At 47.3% G+C, this 19,122-nt stretch carries 23 protein-coding genes and 1 pseudogene; 6 read left to right on the top strand and 18 right to left on the bottom strand.

Going from position 1 to position 19,122, the window contains the following annotated elements; all coding sequences use genetic code 11:
* Positions 1-42 precede the first annotated feature (42 nt).
* Together ABCW47_RS04495 and ABCW47_RS04490 are read left to right on the top strand one after the other, a co-directional pair.
* Entirely contained in the window at positions 43-303 is a 261-nt protein-coding gene (locus ABCW47_RS04495) for a DUF3795 domain-containing protein (RefSeq protein WP_343208664.1), read from the top strand.
* A 23-nt stretch (positions 304-326) separates the two neighbouring features.
* Positions 327-659 carry a TfoX/Sxy family protein gene (locus tag ABCW47_RS04490; RefSeq protein WP_343208663.1) on the top strand — a complete coding sequence of 111 codons (333 nt, stop codon included), beginning with the start codon at positions 327-329 and terminating at the stop codon, positions 657-659.
* 78 nt (positions 660-737) lie between these two features.
* Here ABCW47_RS04490 and ABCW47_RS04485 read toward each other — a convergent pair whose 3' ends face one another.
* The 12 genes and pseudogenes from ABCW47_RS04485 to ABCW47_RS04430 all read right to left on the bottom strand — a co-directional run bounded on the left by ABCW47_RS04485 (position 738) and on the right by ABCW47_RS04430 (position 8,706).
* Positions 738-1,301, bottom strand: a complete 564-nt coding sequence (locus ABCW47_RS04485) for a DUF6323 family protein (protein ID WP_343208662.1) — start codon at positions 1,299-1,301, stop codon at positions 738-740.
* A 256-nt stretch (positions 1,302-1,557) separates the two neighbouring features.
* Positions 1,558-1,974 (bottom strand): YjdF family protein, encoded by a 417-nt coding sequence (locus ABCW47_RS04480; RefSeq protein ID WP_343208661.1) that lies wholly within the window; start codon positions 1,972-1,974, stop codon positions 1,558-1,560.
* A gap of 180 nt (positions 1,975-2,154) precedes the next feature.
* On the bottom strand, positions 2,155-2,544 hold the full coding sequence (locus tag ABCW47_RS04475) for an HI0074 family nucleotidyltransferase substrate-binding subunit (protein ID WP_343208660.1): 390 nt from the start codon (positions 2,542-2,544) through the stop codon (positions 2,155-2,157).
* Entirely contained in the window at positions 2,531-2,824 is a 294-nt protein-coding gene (locus ABCW47_RS04470) for a nucleotidyltransferase family protein (protein WP_343208659.1), read from the bottom strand. The genes ABCW47_RS04475 and ABCW47_RS04470 overlap by 14 nt, the downstream gene beginning before the upstream one ends.
* Before the next feature lie 165 nt (positions 2,825-2,989).
* Positions 2,990-3,635: pseudogene (locus tag ABCW47_RS04465) on the bottom strand (CatB-related O-acetyltransferase).
* A gap of 222 nt (positions 3,636-3,857) precedes the next feature.
* Positions 3,858-4,343: a nucleotidyltransferase domain-containing protein gene (locus ABCW47_RS04460; protein WP_343208658.1), complete on the bottom strand. Its 486-nt coding sequence runs from the start codon at positions 4,341-4,343 to the stop codon at positions 3,858-3,860.
* A gap of 21 nt (positions 4,344-4,364) precedes the next feature.
* A complete protein-coding gene (locus ABCW47_RS04455) occupies positions 4,365-4,886 on the bottom strand; it encodes a GNAT family N-acetyltransferase (RefSeq protein WP_343208657.1) in 522 nt (173 codons plus the stop codon).
* A 137-nt stretch (positions 4,887-5,023) separates the two neighbouring features.
* Positions 5,024-5,596, bottom strand: coding sequence for a TetR/AcrR family transcriptional regulator (locus tag ABCW47_RS04450; protein WP_343208656.1), 573 nt, complete (start codon positions 5,594-5,596; stop codon positions 5,024-5,026).
* 130 nt (positions 5,597-5,726) lie between these two features.
* A complete protein-coding gene (locus ABCW47_RS04445; RefSeq protein WP_343208655.1) occupies positions 5,727-6,875 on the bottom strand; it encodes an ABC transporter permease in 1,149 nt (382 codons plus the stop codon).
* Between the two features lie 10 nt (positions 6,876-6,885).
* A complete protein-coding gene (locus ABCW47_RS04440) occupies positions 6,886-7,578 on the bottom strand; it encodes an ABC transporter ATP-binding protein (protein WP_343208654.1) in 693 nt (230 codons plus the stop codon).
* The gene (locus ABCW47_RS04435) at positions 7,575-8,156 is read right to left on the bottom strand and encodes a TetR/AcrR family transcriptional regulator (protein WP_343208653.1); all 582 of its coding nucleotides are present in this window, start codon (positions 8,154-8,156) and stop codon (positions 7,575-7,577) included. Before ABCW47_RS04435 ends, ABCW47_RS04440 begins: the two co-directional genes overlap by 4 nt.
* Positions 8,157-8,316: 160 nt before the next feature.
* Positions 8,317-8,706, bottom strand: a complete 390-nt coding sequence (locus ABCW47_RS04430) for a hypothetical protein (RefSeq protein ID WP_343208652.1) — start codon at positions 8,704-8,706, stop codon at positions 8,317-8,319.
* A 195-nt stretch (positions 8,707-8,901) separates the two neighbouring features.
* Here ABCW47_RS04430 and ABCW47_RS04425 point away from each other — a divergent pair, with 195 nt between their 5' ends.
* From ABCW47_RS04425 to ABCW47_RS04410, 4 genes are all read left to right on the top strand, one after another.
* Positions 8,902-9,351, top strand: coding sequence for a SufBD protein (locus ABCW47_RS04425; RefSeq protein ID WP_343208651.1), 450 nt, complete (start codon positions 8,902-8,904; stop codon positions 9,349-9,351).
* A 51-nt stretch (positions 9,352-9,402) separates the two neighbouring features.
* Positions 9,403-9,843 carry a hypothetical protein gene (locus ABCW47_RS04420; RefSeq protein WP_343208650.1) on the top strand — a complete coding sequence of 147 codons (441 nt, stop codon included), beginning with the start codon at positions 9,403-9,405 and terminating at the stop codon, positions 9,841-9,843.
* Complete coding sequence (locus ABCW47_RS04415) at positions 9,840-10,403, top strand: DUF3795 domain-containing protein (RefSeq protein WP_343208649.1); 564 nt, start codon at positions 9,840-9,842, stop codon at positions 10,401-10,403. The genes ABCW47_RS04420 and ABCW47_RS04415 overlap by 4 nt, the downstream gene beginning before the upstream one ends.
* Before the next feature lie 156 nt (positions 10,404-10,559).
* Positions 10,560-11,423: a MerR family transcriptional regulator gene (locus ABCW47_RS04410; RefSeq protein ID WP_343208648.1), complete on the top strand. Its 864-nt coding sequence runs from the start codon at positions 10,560-10,562 to the stop codon at positions 11,421-11,423.
* Positions 11,424-11,502: 79 nt separating this feature from the next.
* On the opposite strand, the gene ABCW47_RS04405 is transcribed toward ABCW47_RS04410, so the two are convergent.
* From ABCW47_RS04405 to uvrA, 6 genes are all read right to left on the bottom strand, one after another.
* Complete coding sequence (locus ABCW47_RS04405; protein WP_343208647.1) at positions 11,503-12,138, bottom strand: helix-turn-helix domain-containing protein; 636 nt, start codon at positions 12,136-12,138, stop codon at positions 11,503-11,505.
* 287 nt (positions 12,139-12,425) lie between these two features.
* Entirely contained in the window at positions 12,426-12,842 is a 417-nt protein-coding gene (locus ABCW47_RS04400) for a DUF3795 domain-containing protein (RefSeq protein ID WP_343208646.1), read from the bottom strand.
* Positions 12,843-12,993: 151 nt separating this feature from the next.
* Positions 12,994-13,446: a GNAT family N-acetyltransferase gene (locus ABCW47_RS04395; RefSeq protein WP_343208645.1), complete on the bottom strand. Its 453-nt coding sequence runs from the start codon at positions 13,444-13,446 to the stop codon at positions 12,994-12,996.
* Positions 13,447-13,726: 280 nt separating this feature from the next.
* On the bottom strand, positions 13,727-15,268 hold the full coding sequence (guaA, locus tag ABCW47_RS04390; RefSeq protein WP_343208644.1) for a glutamine-hydrolyzing GMP synthase: 1,542 nt from the start codon (positions 15,266-15,268) through the stop codon (positions 13,727-13,729).
* Positions 15,269-15,442: 174 nt separating this feature from the next.
* Positions 15,443-16,045, bottom strand: a complete 603-nt coding sequence (gene yfbR / locus ABCW47_RS04385) for a 5'-deoxynucleotidase (protein ID WP_343208643.1) — start codon at positions 16,043-16,045, stop codon at positions 15,443-15,445.
* 202 nt (positions 16,046-16,247) lie between these two features.
* Entirely contained in the window at positions 16,248-19,109 is a 2,862-nt protein-coding gene (gene uvrA, locus ABCW47_RS04380) for an excinuclease ABC subunit UvrA (RefSeq protein ID WP_343208642.1), read from the bottom strand.
* Positions 19,110-19,122 lie beyond the last annotated feature (13 nt).

Raw genomic sequence — 19,122 nt, 5'->3', positions numbered from 1 at the left:
TCCTGTTATAGTAGTTTTACAGTGAAAAAGGAGGAGGTTCCTATGATTGAGTCAAGATGCGGCCTATTATGCAGTGAATGTTCCTATCGGGAAGAGGTCAGTTGTCCCGGCTGTTTAAATATGACCAAACCATTCTGGGGAGAGAGCTGCCCGCTTATGACATGCTGCAAAACCAGAGAAAGGCAGCACTGCGGTGAATGCGATGACTTTCCCTGTGACAAACTCCGCCAGTTTGCTTATGATGCGAAGCAGGGTGATAACGGCAGGCGAATCGAACAGTGCAAAAAATGGGGCAATGAATAATTCGTACTAGCAAGGAGGAAATAATGGCTTCCAGTAAAGAATATGTAAACTTTATATTAGATCAGCTATCCGATCTGGAGGAAATAACTGCCCGTTCCATGATGGGCGAATATATCATTTATTACCGTGGGAAATTGGCGGCTTACCTGTGTGATGACAGGCTGCTAGTCAAGCCTCTGGATTCATCCATGCGGCTGCTGCCCGACGCTCCTTATGAATTGCCCTACGACGGGGCAAAGAAAGAAATGATATTGGTGGAAGATGTAGACGACAGAGAACTCTTAACCGAATTATTTCTGGCTATGTATGAGGAACTGCCGGAGCCTAAGCCGAAAAAGAAGAAAAAACAGCCGTGAAACTTCGTCCGGTTTGAAAGCGGGAGAATGGGTTATCCACTCTCCTGCTTTTTCCAGGCATCAGGATTTCTTTTCAAGTTAATCCTTAAGCATCTGGCTATATAACTCATAATCCCATCCTGCCTCTTCGGCAAACCGGTTGTATTCATTGCCGGCAGGATGCATTTCGTACTCATCTCTGGCCTTTTTATGCATTTCGGTTTGATAGCCTGCCCGTATTGCTCTGGCAAAGCGTTCCAGACAGGTTGTCCTGAGATACTCCAGATCCCCGAAGCAGATGTCGTCAAACTGCTGTCTCATAAAGAGTAACAGTTCCGAGTCGGTAAGCTCATCTGCCGTCTCATTTTTATACATATAAAAGATTTCCTGAAGCGCCTCCAGCGTATCCCTGTAATTATCCTGCCTGAGATAGGACGAATCACAAAACGCCGTGATCAGATCCGGCAGGATGCAGGAGCCAAATTCCACACGCTCACAGCTTTTCAGGCTGTTTTTTCTGGCTTCCATCAGCTGGGCCGCATCCTCTGGTGTCAGGCTCAGGCCAAATCGCTCTGTTTTTCCATTGCAGTCTATAACCCGCTCTAGCTCCTGTTTCTGGCCGGCCAGCATCACCTGTAACATCATATCTGCTTCTTCTTTCATAGAAAGCCTCCCTTCCATTTTGCTTACAATAGTCCTTTTAATCTGTGAAGAATTCCTATTATAGAGCAGCTCTATCCCCATTGCCAGTCTTATATTTTGCCTCATTTTATGGTATAATATTATTAAATATTATACCAGTGCCGAAGCGCATAAGGCCGCAGGCCTTTTCCAAATGCGCGGAGTGCACATCCCCCGGAGGGTTGCCATAACGGTTTATAGTTATGGTATTGTGTATGTAGAAAAAGCACCGGGACAGTTACCTGCCCCGATGCTTTTCTTTCTTTTTCTGCTGCTTCATCCGGAACTTAAGCAGTTCCTCCGCCTCTTTTTGTTCACGGCTGATGATCCTGCGTTCCGTCTTATTCTGCTCCTGCCAAAGCTTCAGCGTCTGCTGGGATTTGGTTCCCATACCAGTATCCTTCGTCTGCTTCTGCGCTTCCCGGCGAAGCCGCTTTGGATTGGTATGCTGCGCTTTCACAGCAGTTTTTACAGCCGGACTGAATGGCAACTGAAAGTAATGTTTCAAAAAGAAGTCATAAACCTCGTAATCCCGGGGCTCGGCACCGAACGTCACTTTGCACACGGAAAGCTTCCCGTCTGCTATGCACTCCGCTATGCCGATCCAGAATGGTTCCTCGAATATTACTCTGACTGTTACCGATACTTTGTCCATGATAATTCCTCCTTAAAAATTCATACATAGACAAAGAACGGACGACCTAAGGAGGAAGGTTACTGACGGACCCGAACGATAAACCGGACGGTCCGCGCCCGGACTACCTACCGGGCTGTGTTTTTATCTTTGCGGTTTTAGTTTATCATATTGATGGTTGTTTTTCCAGCTAACCCATTCTTATATCCAATGAGCTTCAATCTCTTTTTGCAGATCACAGAACATCTGGTAGAAGGATTCTTTCGCCAGTACGACAATTTCAAGAGCAATCTTTTCGTTGTAGGAATGAGCGACATTATTTCTCTCCTGCAGTGCCCGAAGCCACAACTCCTCGTTTTTTATCATTCCCGCTTTAAATGCTGTCTTTAATATAATCTTAGGAGAACCCGTCGCACCTTCTGCATAACCATGCGTTTCAAGTATTTCTTTCATCATTTTCCAGGCCTGCTCGAAACAAAGTTCAAACAATCCCACTTGTCCTGTCAAAACGACCTTATCATAGGGTGCATTATACTTGTAGATTTCCTTCATATTGCATAATGAATCCCTGAAATTCTCAAACTTTTTCATAAATAACTCTTCCCTCCTTTTCAATCGAAATTCGTAGTTCCTGCTGCATCTCCCGGTCTAAATTTATAATATCATACTCCAGCAGTGTTGATGTTTCTTCCTCTATATCCAGTGCAAAACGGTCAAAATCCCCGCCTTCCACAGCCAAATCAATATCGCTTGTTCTGCGAAAATCTCCCCTCGCCCGGGAACCAAACAGAATTACTTTATTCACATTATGTTTCACGGCCAGCTTCCGGATTTCATCGAGCACCTGCCCCCTGATTCCTGTTCCTTCCATAGTTTCCTCCCCGTACTCGGTCTCTCTGATGTTTTTATTTTATTACCATAACCACATGATAACTGCAAATTGTTAAGATTCACTCGCAAGGCAGAAACGGCCTGCTCTTTCGAACAGGCCGCCATCATTATTATTCAGATTCTGCCGCAGCTGGACACTTCATCGTCATTCCCTGTCCATCCGTTTCAGTTTAGCTATATCACCGGACTGGATGTCCGCAATATGTGCCGCTATTTTTTCTTTCGGCCAGTCCCACCATTTCAGTTCCAGTAGGGAAGAGATAACCTGGTCTGAAAAACGTTTTCGGATGGGTTTTGCCGGAACTCCGCCCACAATGGTGTAAGGCGGCACATCTTTTGTCACAACAGCCCGTGATCCGATAATCGCTCCGTCCCCGATGGTAACGCCGGCCATAACAACGGCCTCGTACCCGATCCACACATCATTGCCGATGACTATATCCCCCCTTGTTATCCCAGGAATCTGTTACCCGTTTTATATCTAGTCCCCATTCCTCAAAAAAGAGAGGAAAAGGATAAGTAGACAACGAATTCATAGTATGATTGGCGCTGTTAAACAGGAACTTAGATCCGCAGGCCAGAGAACAGAACTTGCCTATCACCAGTTTATCGTGATTAATCGGATAGTGGTACAGCACATTATTCTGTTCAAACAAGGTCGGATCATGTACAAAATCATTGTACATCGTATAATCTCCAACTATAATATTGGGATTTGTGATCACTGATTTTAAATATATGGTTTCTTTGTCTCCCGTGCGGGGATATATCTTTTTCTCCGGAATAGTCATAATTACCTCCATGTCGGAGCCGGTTCTGCGACGGCACGCCCATGAGTAAATCGTGCAGACGATTTCTCATGCCGCATCACAGCTGTTTGAGGCTCCGGCTCAAACTAAAATAATTATTTATCTTTCATCTGATAACTATTCCGGCCGCTGCAATACAGCGCCTCATCTCTCCCACTTCCTTTTGCTCATTTATTTATCAGCTGCTGTCATCCTCACTGCCAGTTATTCTGTTTCTGCAAGATATGCTTTCAAATTTGCCAGATCCTCTCTGTCTTTCTCCTGCAGTTCATATCCCGTGTGAAACAACATCTGTGCCTCCGCCGAGATACAGGGAACTTCCCTTTGTTCAAATACGGCACTGGAAAACCAATCCGCCTCAAACTGATACCAGCCGCCGTCCGGAGCGGCCTGTTTCGCGCTTCCGTCTTCCTGAATCACCAGAGGATGGATATCAATAAATCCCAGCTTCGGATGCTCCAGTTCGATCCGGCAGGGCCGCCAGTCTGTCGTGATCACATATCCCTGCTCCCCCAGTGTGTTCAGAAGGATATCTGTAAATTCCCCGTCAAAGTTCACATCCAGATCCCGGTGTTCTCTGTGCTGCTCTCCCAGCAGGATATCCACGCCCCATCCGCCGTCAATCCAGTATCTCATTCCTAATCCATCCAATAAATCCAGTAGATAAAATAATGTTTTCTTGCTGGTCATTGTTCAGTCCCTCTCACGTTTTCATGTCTGATCCAGTTCCTCTTTTAGCAGTCCGTACATACAATAGTCAAGCACTTCTCCGTTTTTGTATACACCGCGGCGCATAATCCCTTCCAGGGTAAATCCCGCCTTTTCCAGCACCCTCCGGGACCCTGTATTTCTGGCATAGGGTTCCGCGTAAATCCGTACGATGTCAAATTTCGCAAACGCATCCCTGCACAGCCGCTTTACCGCTTCCGTCATGATTCCTCTGCCCCAGTATTCCTCCGCCAGCCAGTAGCCCAGCTCCGCACTCTTCTCATACACATCGGACCCGCAGAATATCCCTACACTGCCGGCTGCATGTCCCTCAGCCACGATTGCGCGGCAGATCTGCCGTTCCTCCGGATCTGCCGCGCAGGCCAGTATATACTCCTTTGCATCGGTTCTCGTATACGGATGAGGAAATACGTTGCGCAGATTGGCGGCTACCTTGGCATTATTTGCGAAATGCGTCACATCGTCAATATATGCTGCATCCCATTTTTTCAATTCAAATTTCATAGTTTCCTCCATGTCGGAGCCGGTTTTGCGGCGACACGCGCATGAGTAAATCGTGCAGACGATTTCTCATGCCGCATCATAGCAGTTTGAGACGGAGCCTTAAACTGTCGATTGAAATCACCTCATCAGTGAAATTTTCAATCTTGCCTCCTCACCAGATCTCCTCTGATTTTTTCAATTATATTTGTTACGGTACCCGGTTCCAGGGGAATAATCCGACTCCACAGCCGGACGCCCTGATAGACATACAAAATCAGATCCGACATCTGTTCCGGATTCACCGGTGCAAATTCCTTCCGGCTGATGCCATATTCTATGAGCGTCCTCCACTTTTCCTTTGCTTTTCGGTTCAATTCCAGCATGAAACTGCTGTCACAGACTGAAGAATACTCATAGATTCCCCGGCTCAACGACGTTTTCTGCTCCAGCATCTCCTGCTGCATCCTGGCGAGAAGGCTCTCCAGTATTTCCCCGGCAGGCGTCCCCTGATCCATCTCCTTCCGGATAAAATCATCCGGCTTCACTATTTCTTTAAGCACCTCTTCAAATAGTTGCCCCGTGCTCCCATAATGACGGTACAGTCCACCTCTGCTGAGTCCGCTTGCCTCACAGATATCCTTCATTGTTACTGCAGTAAATCCCTTCTCAGCAAACAGCACCAAGGCACACTGTCTAATCCATTCTTTGGTCTGGCTGCTCTTATCTCCCATATCAGCTCCTGATTAACGACACTCATGTCGTTTTTATCATTATGCGACACAGGTGTCGTTTTGTCAAGTATATAAAATGGGAGAAAATAAAACCCGGAAAATGTCGATGCAAACACTTCCCGGATTTCCTTTATTCCATCATAATCTTTTTCACAGGCATATTCTTGATCCGGCAGGAAAACGCGTACATCATCAGTTCATAGGCTGCAAGAAAGGTAACCAACGTTATCCAGAATACATCCCACCGGAATACCACCTCAGGCAAGGTTATGTCCGAAACATCCGCAAACAATTTCATCATCAGTTTCATCAGCCCGTACTGGTACACGGTTCCCACCAAAAACCCCACATAGGATGCCAGCCGGTATCCATTCAGAACTGCTCCCGTACATTCCCGGAAGGAATAGCCGTATATTTTCATGATAGAAATATTCTTTGCATTCGCATTCACCACAGAAGAAGTCGCCAGAAGCAGGGACATCACTGCCAGAACAATTCCGATTACAAAGATCATGACTCCCATCAATTCCGAGGATAGATCCTTCATGCTTGCCGACATCTGCACCATATCCGAATAGCAGAACGCGCCAAAGGCGATGAAGAATACAAGGGCAGGATGGTTTCTCACATTGCCCCGTCTCATTTCCTTGAGGAATGTATCTTCCCCGCTCTTTTGTCTGGAACGATGCCGCTTATTTCTTGTCTTCTGCATATCCCGCAGCAGATTCAGCGCAGGCAGATGGAGTTTCCTGTAAGCATAGAACACAGCCAGCAGGCCAAAGGCCAGAACAGGCAGAAGGACCAGAGCAAGAGCCAGCTCCCAGTGAATCACAATCGATAGATCTGGCAACACATCATCCGAATTCATGGCCCGATAAAATCGGGACATAAATAATGCCGAACTTAGGTATCCAAGTCCGGTTCCTGCCAGAACACTCAGCCCGAACAAACTGAAATTCCAGGCAATCCGGAACCTGGAGTACCCCATCGCCTTTAAAATGCCCATCTCCATACTGTGGGTACGGATATATTGGCTGATATAAAAAAACAGCAGCACGACCGAAGTTCCCAGAAGGCATCCGCCGCTGACGGCACAGGTAATCTTGCTCATGGTGAGCTGCGCCTGGTACAAGGCTTCGGCCGAAGGCCCCGTTATCGCTCCTGCCATCCGCCCCATATCAATATTATAGTTCAGGAACAGATTGCAGACGAAAACAGCACAAAACGTGATGACAGAAATGCCGGCAAGTTTCCTGATATCTTTTAATCTAATTATCATACTGTTCCTCCTACCAGCCGATCTCATAAGCTGTCTTTGGCGCCTCATTCCGGGAGACCTCCAGAATTCTCCCGCTGTTCATGCGAATCACCTGATCCGCCATCTCCGCCACATTCTGGTTGTGGGTTACCATCAGAATCGTAAACTTCAGTTCTCGCTGCAGTCTGGCAACATAGTCAAGGACCTGCCGCCCGGTCTCCTCATCCAGAGCCCCTGTGGGTTCATCCAGAAACAGGACCTTAGGCCTCTTCGCCAGAGCCCGCGCAATAGAAACCCGCTGCTGCTGACCGCCGCTCAGTTCGCTGGGATATTTGTCCGCTTTATCGGCAAGTCCCACCGCTTCCAGCATATCCAGATAGTCCTTATTTCCCGCCAGATCCGCTCCCATCTTCACATTCATCGCCACACTCAGGTTGGGCAGCAGATAATACTGCTGAAAAATAAAACCCACCTGGTCTCTTCGAAACCGTGTCAGTTCCTTGTCATCCAGCTTTGTAATATCCGTGTCCTGATAGGTAAGAGAGCCGCTGTCCGGCCGCTCCAGACCGGAAATCACGTTCAGCAAAGTTGATTTCCCTGAACCGGATGGTCCCAGCACCACCGCAAAGCCTCCCTCGTCTATATCCAGTGAAATATCTTTCAGCACCTGGAACCTATTTTCCTTTTCCCCATAGGATTTCTTAATGCCTCTCAGTGAAATCATGATAACGTATCCTCCTCTTTTATGCGCTGCAATACACTGATCAGCACATCCCTCATCATCCCCATTATTTCCTCTGTGGAAAAGCGACATACACCGGTTGCGATCAGAGCCGCAATGCCATGAGTAAAAATCCACAGCTCCTGGTACAGCCGGAGAGCCTTTTCCTCCGTCAATTCGTATTCCTGCCGGATTGCCTCCAGAATCCTGGTACTGTTTTCGTCAATGCAGTCCAGGACATTCTGCAAATCCGGTTCTGCCGGGTTTGCCGTCATAAAAAGCATGTGAAACAGCATGGGTTCTTGTGCAGCAAACCGTATGTAGGCCTTGCCCACTCCCTGAAACGGGTGTTCCTCCGTAAGTCCCTCCCTGACATAGCCATTGTATATTTTTCTGGCCTCATTCATAATTTCCCGCTGCACGTCCTCCATATTGACGAACGTGGTAAAAATAGGTCTGGATGAACTACCAAGGGCTTCCCCCAGTGCTCTGGCCGTAACCGCGGCCATCCCATCCCTGCGCACCAGATCCAGCGCCGCACCGATAATCTCTTCTTTGGTAAATTTCTGTTTTGGAGGCATAGTACTCCTTCTTTCTAAAACATTTGTTTTGCAACATATGTTTTATTATAAAACAGCAGGTTAAAAAAGGCAAGCAAGACTTTGGAATATAGGCTTGTCTTTGATAAATGCGTCTGTATTTTCCCGCACGGATCAGGGCGCCAGCATTTGACACCCTGATTTACGGCTGGACAAAGTAGTGAAACCGAATCGTCTCAATGGTAATGGTCATACTGGGATTACCCAGTTTCTCCTTTACTTCCCGTACAATATTTCTGAATGCATGATAGAACTCTGTTTCATCCGGAGTTTCAATCGGATTTCTTACCGATGAAATACTATGCGCTGTTTCTCCCAGCTCACATCCTCTTATCCTGCCGCACACCAGCCTGCCGGTATCAATAAGACCGGTAACAAATATACCGCAATCCTTATATTCCCGATTTGCACATTCCTCCCAAAGCCATGTAATATACTCTGTGCTGTAAAATCCGGTATCAGGTCCAAATAAACTGACAATATAACGCTCTGTCTGCATGGTATCCGTCCGTTTTTTCTTTGTTTTTATCATATGTTTCGCGTAGTTGATCAGTTACAGCTTTATCAGATTCTGTCGGTTTTCGAACAATGACAGTACAAACTATAGATATTTGGTATTTCCTCACAGGTATGATAAAATATAATTATCTGCCGCCTGGCTGTTCCGATCATTAATCCGGCGGCGCACGGCAAGTTTAAAATCTGATTCAGAAAGGGCTGATAACATTTGAATATACCAGAATTGATTGAGGATCTCCAGAATAAAGACAGCAAGCTCGCCTACCATGCACTGCAGGAACTCCTGGCCCGAAGCGGGCAGGATAGCCAGGTTTACACTTATATGAATCTGTTTTTTGATATGACAGACAGCAAAAATTCCTATGTGCGTACCCGGGGCCTGCTTCTGATCTCCGCCAACGCAAGATGGGATGGGGCCTGCAAAATAGAATCAAAGATCGGTTCCTATTTAACCCACATTACAGATGCAAAACCAATCACCGCCAGGCAATGTATTAAGGCACTGCCTGCCATTGCCCTGTATAAACCAGCTCTGAGAGAGATAATTCTGGATGCCCTCACAAACGCAGATATATCAAATTATGCTGACAGCATGCAGCCCCTGATCTGCGGAGACATTGTAGCCGTGATAAAAGAGATTAAAAGTCAGAAGGACTAGGATATAGCGGGGCTGACAGAATTTATGAAATGGTGGAAAGGAGTCTCTGATATGAAACATACCTATTTTTATAATACACAGGACTGGAGAGCCGAAGGCACCTACTTTGACGAAGAGGGGCAGGAATTTCCTCTGTATGGAGAAGTCTCTGTCATTCACAGTGAAGAACAATGGTCCCTGGACGGTTTTCTGGAAGTAACTCTCCAGACACCGGTCCGTTTTACCAATAAATATTCGATCCATGAGTCTGAGCTCCCTTCCACGCTCCAGTGGGAATCCTATAATCCGGCTCTGGGCACTTTAAAGGGTACGTTCGAAATTATCGGCAGCAGTATCATCTCCTTCTATACTTCAGAAGACGGTATGTATTCCGGTACGGAGACACTGGTACAGGTTAGTCCGGAGGAATACTATAATGCCGGAGTTTCCTTCTGCTATGGCCGGAAAATGTCCTCCTGGACCGCCCGTCTGAAAGGATGTAAGCTCCCATGAAAGATTTTATTAGAAGCAATCCTCTGTTCTCCCTGTGCGGACTAAACTGCGCCATCTGTCCTATGTATCTGGGGCAGTATTGCCCAGGCTGCGGCGGAGGGGCCGGAAATCAGTCCTGTAGGATCACAAAATGCAGCCTTGTGCACGGCAAACCAGAATACTGTTATGAGTGTGCGGAATATCCCTGTGACAAATATGATGGTATCGACGACTACGACTCCTTCATCTCCCACCGCAACCGGCACAAGGATATGGCCCGGGCGAAAGAAATGGGAACGGAGCATTACCAGGCGGAACTCTCTGAGAAAGCAGTTATTTTAGACGACCTCCTTGCCAACTATAATGACGGGCGCAGGAAAACCTTCTACTGTACCGCTGTAAATCTGCTGGATCTAAATGATATCAGATCAATAATAAACAATCTCCGTCAGGAGACGGATGGAGAGAACCTGTCATTAAAGGAAAAAGCGGCTTCTTCTGTACGGCTGTTCCAGGAAATGGCTCAGGAAAGAGGAATTGAGCTAAGGCTGAGAAAAAGGAGCAAAGCGGGCAAGTCCTAGAATAGCAAAAAGGGTTGACTCTCACGTAACGTGATAGTGTATCCTTTTATTCAGAGGATGAATCTGGAGTATAGCCGGCTGATGAACTCCTGCGCAACAGAATATTTGACGATATTCTCTCATTCTCTTATATCAAAAATGAAGGGACAGACAATCATGAAAACGATAAGTCAGGTTGCAGGTATTACAGGCATCAGCGTACGGACATTGCAGTACTATGATGAAATCAATCTGTTAAAGCCCAGCGGTTTTACGCCGTCGGGTTATCGCTTGTACGATGAAGCGGCTCTGCAGAAGCTGCAGCAGATCCTCTTTTTTAAGGAGCTGGATTTTACGCTGAAGGATATCAAAGAAATATTGGAGAAGCCGGAATTTGACAGAACCGCAACGTTCCGGAAGCAGAAAACACTGCTTTCTCTGAAACGGGCGCGCATCGACAAACTGATTGATCTGCTTGACCGTTTGGAGAAAGGGGAGTCATGCATGAGCTTTAAAGAATTTGATCTAAGTGAATATATCGAGGCGCTGGAACAGTTCAAAGCTTCCAATACTGATGTTATATTGAAAAACTGGGGGAGTATGGATAACTTCGAACTGTTCATACAGAAAGTAAAAGAAGACGAATCCAATGTGGCCAGACTTGCCATTGAGCAGTATGGCAGCATTGAGAAGTACACAGAAGCTATGAAATACAATCTGGAGCACTTCTCTGAGATCATGGAGAAGCAGTTATCTGGAAAAGCAGGAGAAATTGTGGAGAAAAATAAGGAATTGTATAGTCGGCTGACCGCTAATATGGAGAGAGATTACTCCTCCGGGGAAGTCCAGGATATCGTCCGGGAAATTGTAGCATTTATCAAGGAAAATGCTGCAACTGCCTCCCTGGACGGCGACTACTGGGACGCACTCATCGGAGCTTACTCAAGCGATTACATAAAGGCTGTGACCGACACTCAATATGGTGAGGGCGCCGCAGACTATATCGCAAATGCATTCCGGTATTATTGCCACAGAACATGACATTATTTAGTAAAAAAACAATTATAGCCGGAAAGTCCCGTTCTGCTGGGTCTTCCGGCTGTTTTTCTTTACGAAATCTTTAATTCTCATTTTTTCCTGCCGCTTTTACTATCACAATGTCGGTGACAACGCAGACAACGATATAAACCAGCCAGCACAGACCCAGCGTTACGAAGGAATTTCCCAAAAGAGGCATTGGAGCAAGCTGCCCGGTAAATCCGCCAAACAAACCATCCAAAATATTAAAGCAGCACGACAGTGGAATAAACAGCAGAATCCAAACATTCACCAGTGCAAACAATTTTCTGCTTTTCTTCTTGTTACTGCTGTCAGTCACCTGTCCGATCACAAATATCATCGTCCCCACCGCCATGAAAATAAATCCGATTCCAACTGCGTAGGTCATCTGTCTTTCCAGCCATATGGCAATCGCCGCAAACAGACCAATGATATTGACGGCTGTACCCACCGTGGAAAAAATGAGTCCATTCCATTTATTTTCTTGCTTTGCAGCAGGCTCAATTCCTTTCAGCAAGTAATCCGTGGTTGTCTCAAAATAGTTGCTTAACAAAATAATCTTTTCAACATCCGGTGTACTCTGCTCACTCTCCCATTTTGAAACGGCCTGCCGGGAAACTCCTATCTTATCCGCAAGTTCCTCCTGGGATATGCCCTTTGTCTTTCGTAAGGTCTGAATTCTGTCCGCTATGGTCATAACCGGCTCCTCCTTTTTCTTGTTTGATAACGCCATATTACGATAAAAGGCAGTTGCGGAGCAACCATGACCGCCTTACATCCCGTCAACTGCTGGTTGCAGAGTGGATACATATGGTGCCTCCTTCTTAACGAACTTCATTTTCAGAATTATTTACAAGATAACCACGATTGCAGAATGCTAAATAATAATTCAGTTTCCCCCGATATCAGGCGTATCAGGGTCAGGTTGATCATCATCCATAATACGGCAGTCTGGAAATCCATTTCTTATACCAAGCTGCTTGTTTAATGATCCATCTTTTCCTGGCACTCGCTGCATTCCCTGTCATGCATGGAAATAATGCCGCCGCATTTAGGACAAGTATATTTTTCTTTCTGCTTTTCCATAAACGCTTCTAATCCGTACTGCTGGACAAACTCGCTGTTTTCCATCAGGCTTGCCTGATACCTTTTGTTGTAGCTTTTTTCAAGGTTTTTTATCAGCTTACAGGGATAATCAGAACACTCAAAGCAATAAGACAATCCCTTGTCATTGATACACTCCTTAATCTTACATCTGCGGCAATGTTCCGGCTTGCCTTTATCGCTGTTTAAACAGCCCGCACATGACTTTTTATGATAACAATGCTTATAACAAACCTTACAATTCATTCCGCAGGGGGCAAACATAACAGTATCAATTTTTTCTGGCGGCATTTTCATAGGTATACCTCTACAGTAGTTTGAAACTGCTTTGTTTCAAACTTTGCTGTCCCTTTCCGAATTTCAGTTCCCTGGCAAATGAGAATTTACCAGGATGTTATTTCCAAGGTGAATAGAAAGTTATATAAGTGTGGATTAGAGAATTGGTAGTTTATAATTTCTTTTTCATACAAACAGAATCCGGCATATCTTTATATTGACCATAGTTTGGAATAACCTTATAACCAATTTTGCGATACAACGCCATCGCTGCAATAAGTGGTTCACCGGTTTCTAAAATCAAATAATGGTATCCTTGTTTCCTGGCATTGCATTCCAGCACTTCCATCAGTTTGTTTGAAATTCCCTTACCCCTGTATTCGGGTTTTATAAAGACACGCTTTACCTCTGCACAGTCATCATCATATTTTTTAAACCCAGCACTTCCAACCGGAATATCATTATCATACACAACAATTACATCATGAATATCATCAAGTCGATTATAAGGAATATATTCCTGCCGCTTTTCTTCTCCGCCTGTAAGAGCATTTAAAAAATCATCCAAAAGGCCGCATAATTCGACAAACTCAGTACTGCTCCCATCCGTATATTCAAATCTCATTCGTGACACTCCCTTGATCAATTCTGGTATATTGTCCGATTATAACATAATAATCATGAGCTTTTCCATAAAAATGAAGAACAGGACTGTTATCCTGTTCTTAGTTTTTAATATTGTTCTCTGATTTCTTTTATCCTCTGCCCGCAGATATTATTGTCGCCGTCCTCTGCTTTATTTTTCTGATAAAGATAAATAATAAATTTAGGTATCAAAAAGGTATCACGCCCACCCAAAGAGCCGAAAAGTCCGCTGTTTAAGCGGCTTCCTGGCTCCCTGGCTACTACTCAAACTCTATCGTCGCCGGAGGCTTCCCTGTACAGTCATATAGCACCCGGTTCACTCCCTTGACCTCATTCACGATCCGGTTCGTCACCTTGTCCAGCAGCTCCCAGGGCAGATGCGCTGCCTCCGCCGTCATAAAGTCGGAAGTCGTCACCGCGCGCAGGGCCACTGCATAGTCATAGGTTCTGCCGTCTCCCATCACGCCCACCGAACGCATATTGGTCAGCGCTGCAAAATACTGTCCCAGAGAATTGTCAACTCCTGCCTTTGCTATCTCCTCCCGGTAGATCGCGTCGGCATCCTGCACGATTCTCACCTTGTCGGCCGTCACCTCTCCTACGATACGGATACCCAGACCGGGGCCAGGGAACGGCTGACGATTTACCAGATAATCCGGTATTCCCAGCTCACGTCCGGCTTTTCTTACTTCGTCCTTAAATAACAGGCGCAGAGGCTCCACGATTTCCTTGAAATCCACGTAGTCGGGGAGTCCTCCCACATTGTGGTGGGATTTGATCACGGCGGATTTGCCTAAGCCTGATTCGATCACATCCGGATAAATGGTGCCCTGCACCAGGAAATCCACTCTGCCGATCTTCTTCGCTTCTTCTTCAAATACCCGGATAAATTCTTCTCCGATGGCCTTCCTCTTATCTTCTGGTTCCGTCAAACCGGCCAGCCTGCTGTAAAAACGCTTCTGAGCGTTCACACGGATAAAGTTTAGATCATAAGGGCCATTGGGGCCAAAAACGGCTTCCACCTCATCACCCTCATTTTTACGGAGTAGCCCATGATCCACAAAGACACAGGTGAGCTGTTTCCCCACTGCCTTTGCCAGCAGTACCGCTGCCACTGAAGAATCCACCCCGCCGGACAGAGCACAGAGTACCTTTCCTGATCCAATCTTTTCTCTCATAGACTGAACTGTACTCTCCACGAAAGAATCCATCTTCCAGTCGCCGGAACAGCCGCAGACCTTATATACGAAATTGGAAAGCATCTTCATGCCCTCTTGTGTGTGCATTACTTCCGGGTGGAACTGTACCGCGTAAAGCTTTTTCTCCGGATTCTCCATGGCTGCGGCCGGACAGACCGGCGTATGGGCGCATACCGTAAAATCCTCAGGAACCTGCTCAATATAATCCGTATGGCTCATCCAGCAGACCGTCTTGTCCGCCACATCCCCAAAAAGAACAGAGGAACGGTCTACATCCACTTCCGTCCTGCCGTATTCGCTTACCGGGGCGGTCGCTACCTTGCCGCCCAGCATGTAAGCCATCAGCTGAGAGCCATAGCAGATACCTAGTGCCGGAATACCCATCTCAAACAGTTCTTTCGGACACCTGGGCGCATCTTCCCCATATACACTGTTTGGACCGCCGGTCAGAATCAGGCCCTTGGGATTCATCGCTTTGATCTCTTCCAGGCTCATACTGTAGGGGTGCACCTCACAGTAAACACTGCACTCCCTCACCCTTCTGGCAATGAGCTGATTATATTGTCCGCCGAAATCCAGTACGATAATCATTTCTTTTTCCACGTAAGTTCCTCCCCAACTACAATAAAACCGGTACCTTCACATACCTTTTTATTGAAATGCAAAAGAGGAATGAATCTTCCTCTTTTTTCTGTAGTATCTTCCATTTATCGTTACATCATGCGCCAAAAATATACACGAATTATATTACAACAACTCATGGGGATCTGCCAAGTATTAATTTAATTCATCCAATGTTTTATAATAGGAGGGAAGAAATTCAGCCTTGAAAATCGCCACCTCCTCCAGTTCCATCTCATCCAGAGACTTCTCCAGCGCCGCCTTAGCGCTGACAAACTCACTGTTGCCGTTCTTCTCTTCCTCAATACATTTGATCAAGGCAGAAAGCTTGTCCGCCGCCTTCACCAGCTTCCACAGATAAGCGTCCTCCTCCTGCTGAAAAAAGAGGCGCTCATAGGAGGTCCGCAGATCCTCCGGCAGCATGGAAATCAGTTTGTGCCCCGCCACATCCTCCACCGCCTTAAACGCATGCTGGATCTGAGGATTAAAATACTTCACCGGGGTTGGCATATCCCCGGTGATAATCTCCGTTGAATCATGGTACATCCCAATCAGGGCAGTCCGCTCCGCATTCACACATTTCCCCAGCCGTACATTCCCCACAACCGCCAGCAGGTGGGCAATCATCGCCACCTCCAGAGAATGTTCGCTGATATTCTCCCTCTGGGAATTGCGCATCAGCGCCCATCGCTCAATATATCTCATCCGGGACATCATCGCGAAAAAATGACTCTGCCCCTCAACTCTCTCCTGCCCCATAAAACACAATCCTTTCCCAAAACTAATTACTTTTTCACCGTTTCGAAGGAACATTTTCACTTCCGAAGGAATCTTTCACCCGCTCAAAGAACGGTTTTCACCGAGTGCAAACATTTATGTCTGGCTCGTTTTCACTTGCGGCTCCGCCGCAGCTTTCACTATCCCTTCCGTTCTTCCCTTTTCCTTCTTCACTCTTCACTCTTCACTCTTCATTATTCCTTTTTCCTTCTTCCTTGCCCTTCTCCAGTTGTTTCTTCACATAAACCCCCGTATAGGACACCGGATTCTCCGCAACTTCCTCGGGCGTACCCGTAGCGATAATCGTGCCGCCCTTTTCGCCGCCCTCCGGTCCGATATCTATAATATAGTCTGCTGTCTTAATCACATCCAGGTTATGCTCGATGACAATCACCGTATTGCCGCCCTCCGCCAGCCGGTGAAGGATCTCGATCAGCTTGTGTACATCGGCAAAATGAAGGCCTGTTGTAGGCTCATCCAGAATATAGACTGTCTTTCCGGTGCTCCGCTTGCTCAGCTCCGTAGCCAGTTTGATTCTCTGTGCCTCGCCGCCCGACAGGGTCGTGGAAGGCTGCCCCAGCTTAATATAGGAGAGTCCTACGTCATTAAGGGTTTCTATCTTCCTGCGGATAGCCGGCATATTCTCGAAGAATTTGAGAGCTTCCTCCACCGTCATATCCAGTACATCGTAAATGCTTTTCCCTTTATATTTCACTTCCAACGTTTCCCGGTTGTAGCGCTTGCCGCCGCACACCTCGCAGGGCACATACACATCCGGCAGGAAGTTCATCTCAATTTTTATAATACCATCGCCGCTGCAGGCCTCACATCGTCCGCCCTTCACGTTGAAGCTGAACCGGCCTTTCTTGTAGCCTCTTGCCTTGGCATCTGCCGTGGAGGCAAACAGATCCCGGATCATGTCAAAAACGCCGGTGTAGGTGGCAGGATTGGAGCGTGGGGTCCGCCCGATGGGCGACTGGTCAATATTGATGACCTTGTCCAGCTGATCAATCCCGATGATATCATCATGTTTTCCTGGAATTGTCCTGGCACGGTTCAGATCTCTGGCCAGCCGTTTATAAAGGATTTCATTGACCAGGGAGCTCTTGCCGGAGCCGGATACACCGGTCACACAGGTCATGACTCCCAGAGGGAAATTGGCATCAACATGCTTCAAATTATTTTCTGCCGCTCCCTTTACCGTCAGCCAGCCGGCTGGCTCTCTCCGTGTTTCCGGAACCGGGATTGTGATACGTCCGCTCAGATATGCGCCGGTGATGGACTCCGGAACCTGCATAATCTCTTCCGCCGTTCCCTGAGCGATCACCTGGCCGCCGTGTTCTCCAGCCCCAGGGCCGATATCCACGATATGATCCGCCGCGAACATCGTATCCTCGTCGTGCTCCACTACCAGGAGGGTATTTCCCAGATTTGTCAGATGGCGAAGGGTTGCCAGCAGCTTGTCATTGTCCCTCTGATGCAGGCCGATACTGGGCTCATCCAGGATATAAACCACTCCCACCAGGCCGGAGCCGATCTGGGTAGCCAGACGGATTCGCTGCGCTTCACCGCCGGAGAGGGATGCTGTTGCCCTGGAAAGAGTCAGATATTCCAGGCCCACTGAGACCAGAAAACCCACCCTTGCCTTGATTTCTCTTAGGATCAGTTTTCCGATCTGCGCCTGAATCGGGGTCAGGTTCAGATTTTCCAGATATTCCTGCAGCTCCCGGATCGGAAGTTCCGTTACATCCGATATGTTTCGGTCTCCCACCGTTACCGCCAGCGCCTCCCGTTTCAGACGCTTGCCGCCGCACTCCTTACAGGGGGTAATACGCATAAAGGTCTCATATTCCTGTCTTGTCGTCTCAGAACCGGTCTCCCGGTAGCGGCGCTCCAGATTCCGGATCAGCCCCTCAAAGGCCACATCGTAGACGCCGGAACCTCTCTGTCCCTTATAATAAACCTTCACACTCCTGCCGTTGGTTCCATGAACCAGCATATGTCGGATGTCCTCCGGCAGATCTTTATATGGCGTGTCCAGGCTAAAGCCGTACTCCCTGGCCAGCGCATCCAGAATACAGTGGCTGTAGCTGGACGGATCGGTGGAGGACTGCCAGCCCATGGCCGCGATCGCCCCCTGATTCAGGCTGAGACTTGGGTCCGGAATAATCAGTTCCTCCGCAAACTCCATCTTGTAGCCCAGGCCGTGACAAACCGGACAGGCGCCAAAAGGATTGTTGAAAGAGAATGTTCTGGGCTCAATTTCATCGATGCTGATACCGCAGTCCGGGCAGGAAAAGCTCTGGGAGAAATTCATCTGTTCTCCACCCACTACATCCACCACCAGCAGGCCGTCGGACAGCTTCATGACATTTTCAATAGAATCCGTAAGACGCTGCTCAATGCCCTCCCGGATACTGAGCCGGTCCACGATAATCTCAATATTGTGCTTCTTATTCTTTTCCAGTTTTATTTCTTCAGAAAGCTCATACAGCTGGCCGTCCACCATAACCCGGACATAACCGCTACGCTTGGCATGCTCAAATATTTTTACATGCTCTCCCTTACGTCCCCGGACTACCGGAGCCATCAGCTGAATTCGGGTTCTCTCCGGCAGCTTCATGATTTCATCCACCATCTGGTCCACGGTCTGGCGTTTGATCTCCTTACCGCACACCGGACAGTGAGGAATTCCGATCCTGGCAAACAGCAGACGGAAATAGTCATAAATCTCCGTCACAGTACCAACGGTCGAACGGGGGTTCCGGTTGGTGGACTTCTGATCAATAGAAATGGCCGGTGAAAGCCCTTCTATATTTTCTACATTGGGCTTTTCCATCTGCCCCAGAAATTGCCTGGCATAGGAGGACAAAGACTCCATATAACGTCTCTGGCCCTCCGCGTAAATAGTATCGAAAGCCAGGGAGGATTTTCCTGAACCGGACAGGCCGGTCAGAACCACGAATTCGTCTCTGGGGATATCCAGATCGATATTTTTCAGGTTGTGCTCTTTCGCTCCCCGTATTTTTATATATTGTTTTCCCACTTGTTCCTCCCGG

The organism is Anaerolentibacter hominis, from assembly GCF_032380675.1.
GTDB lineage: Bacteria > Bacillota > Clostridia > Lachnospirales > Lachnospiraceae > Anaerolentibacter > Anaerolentibacter hominis.
Note: the sequence above shows the minus strand (reverse complement) of the source record. Positions and strands in the feature narration are given on the sequence as shown.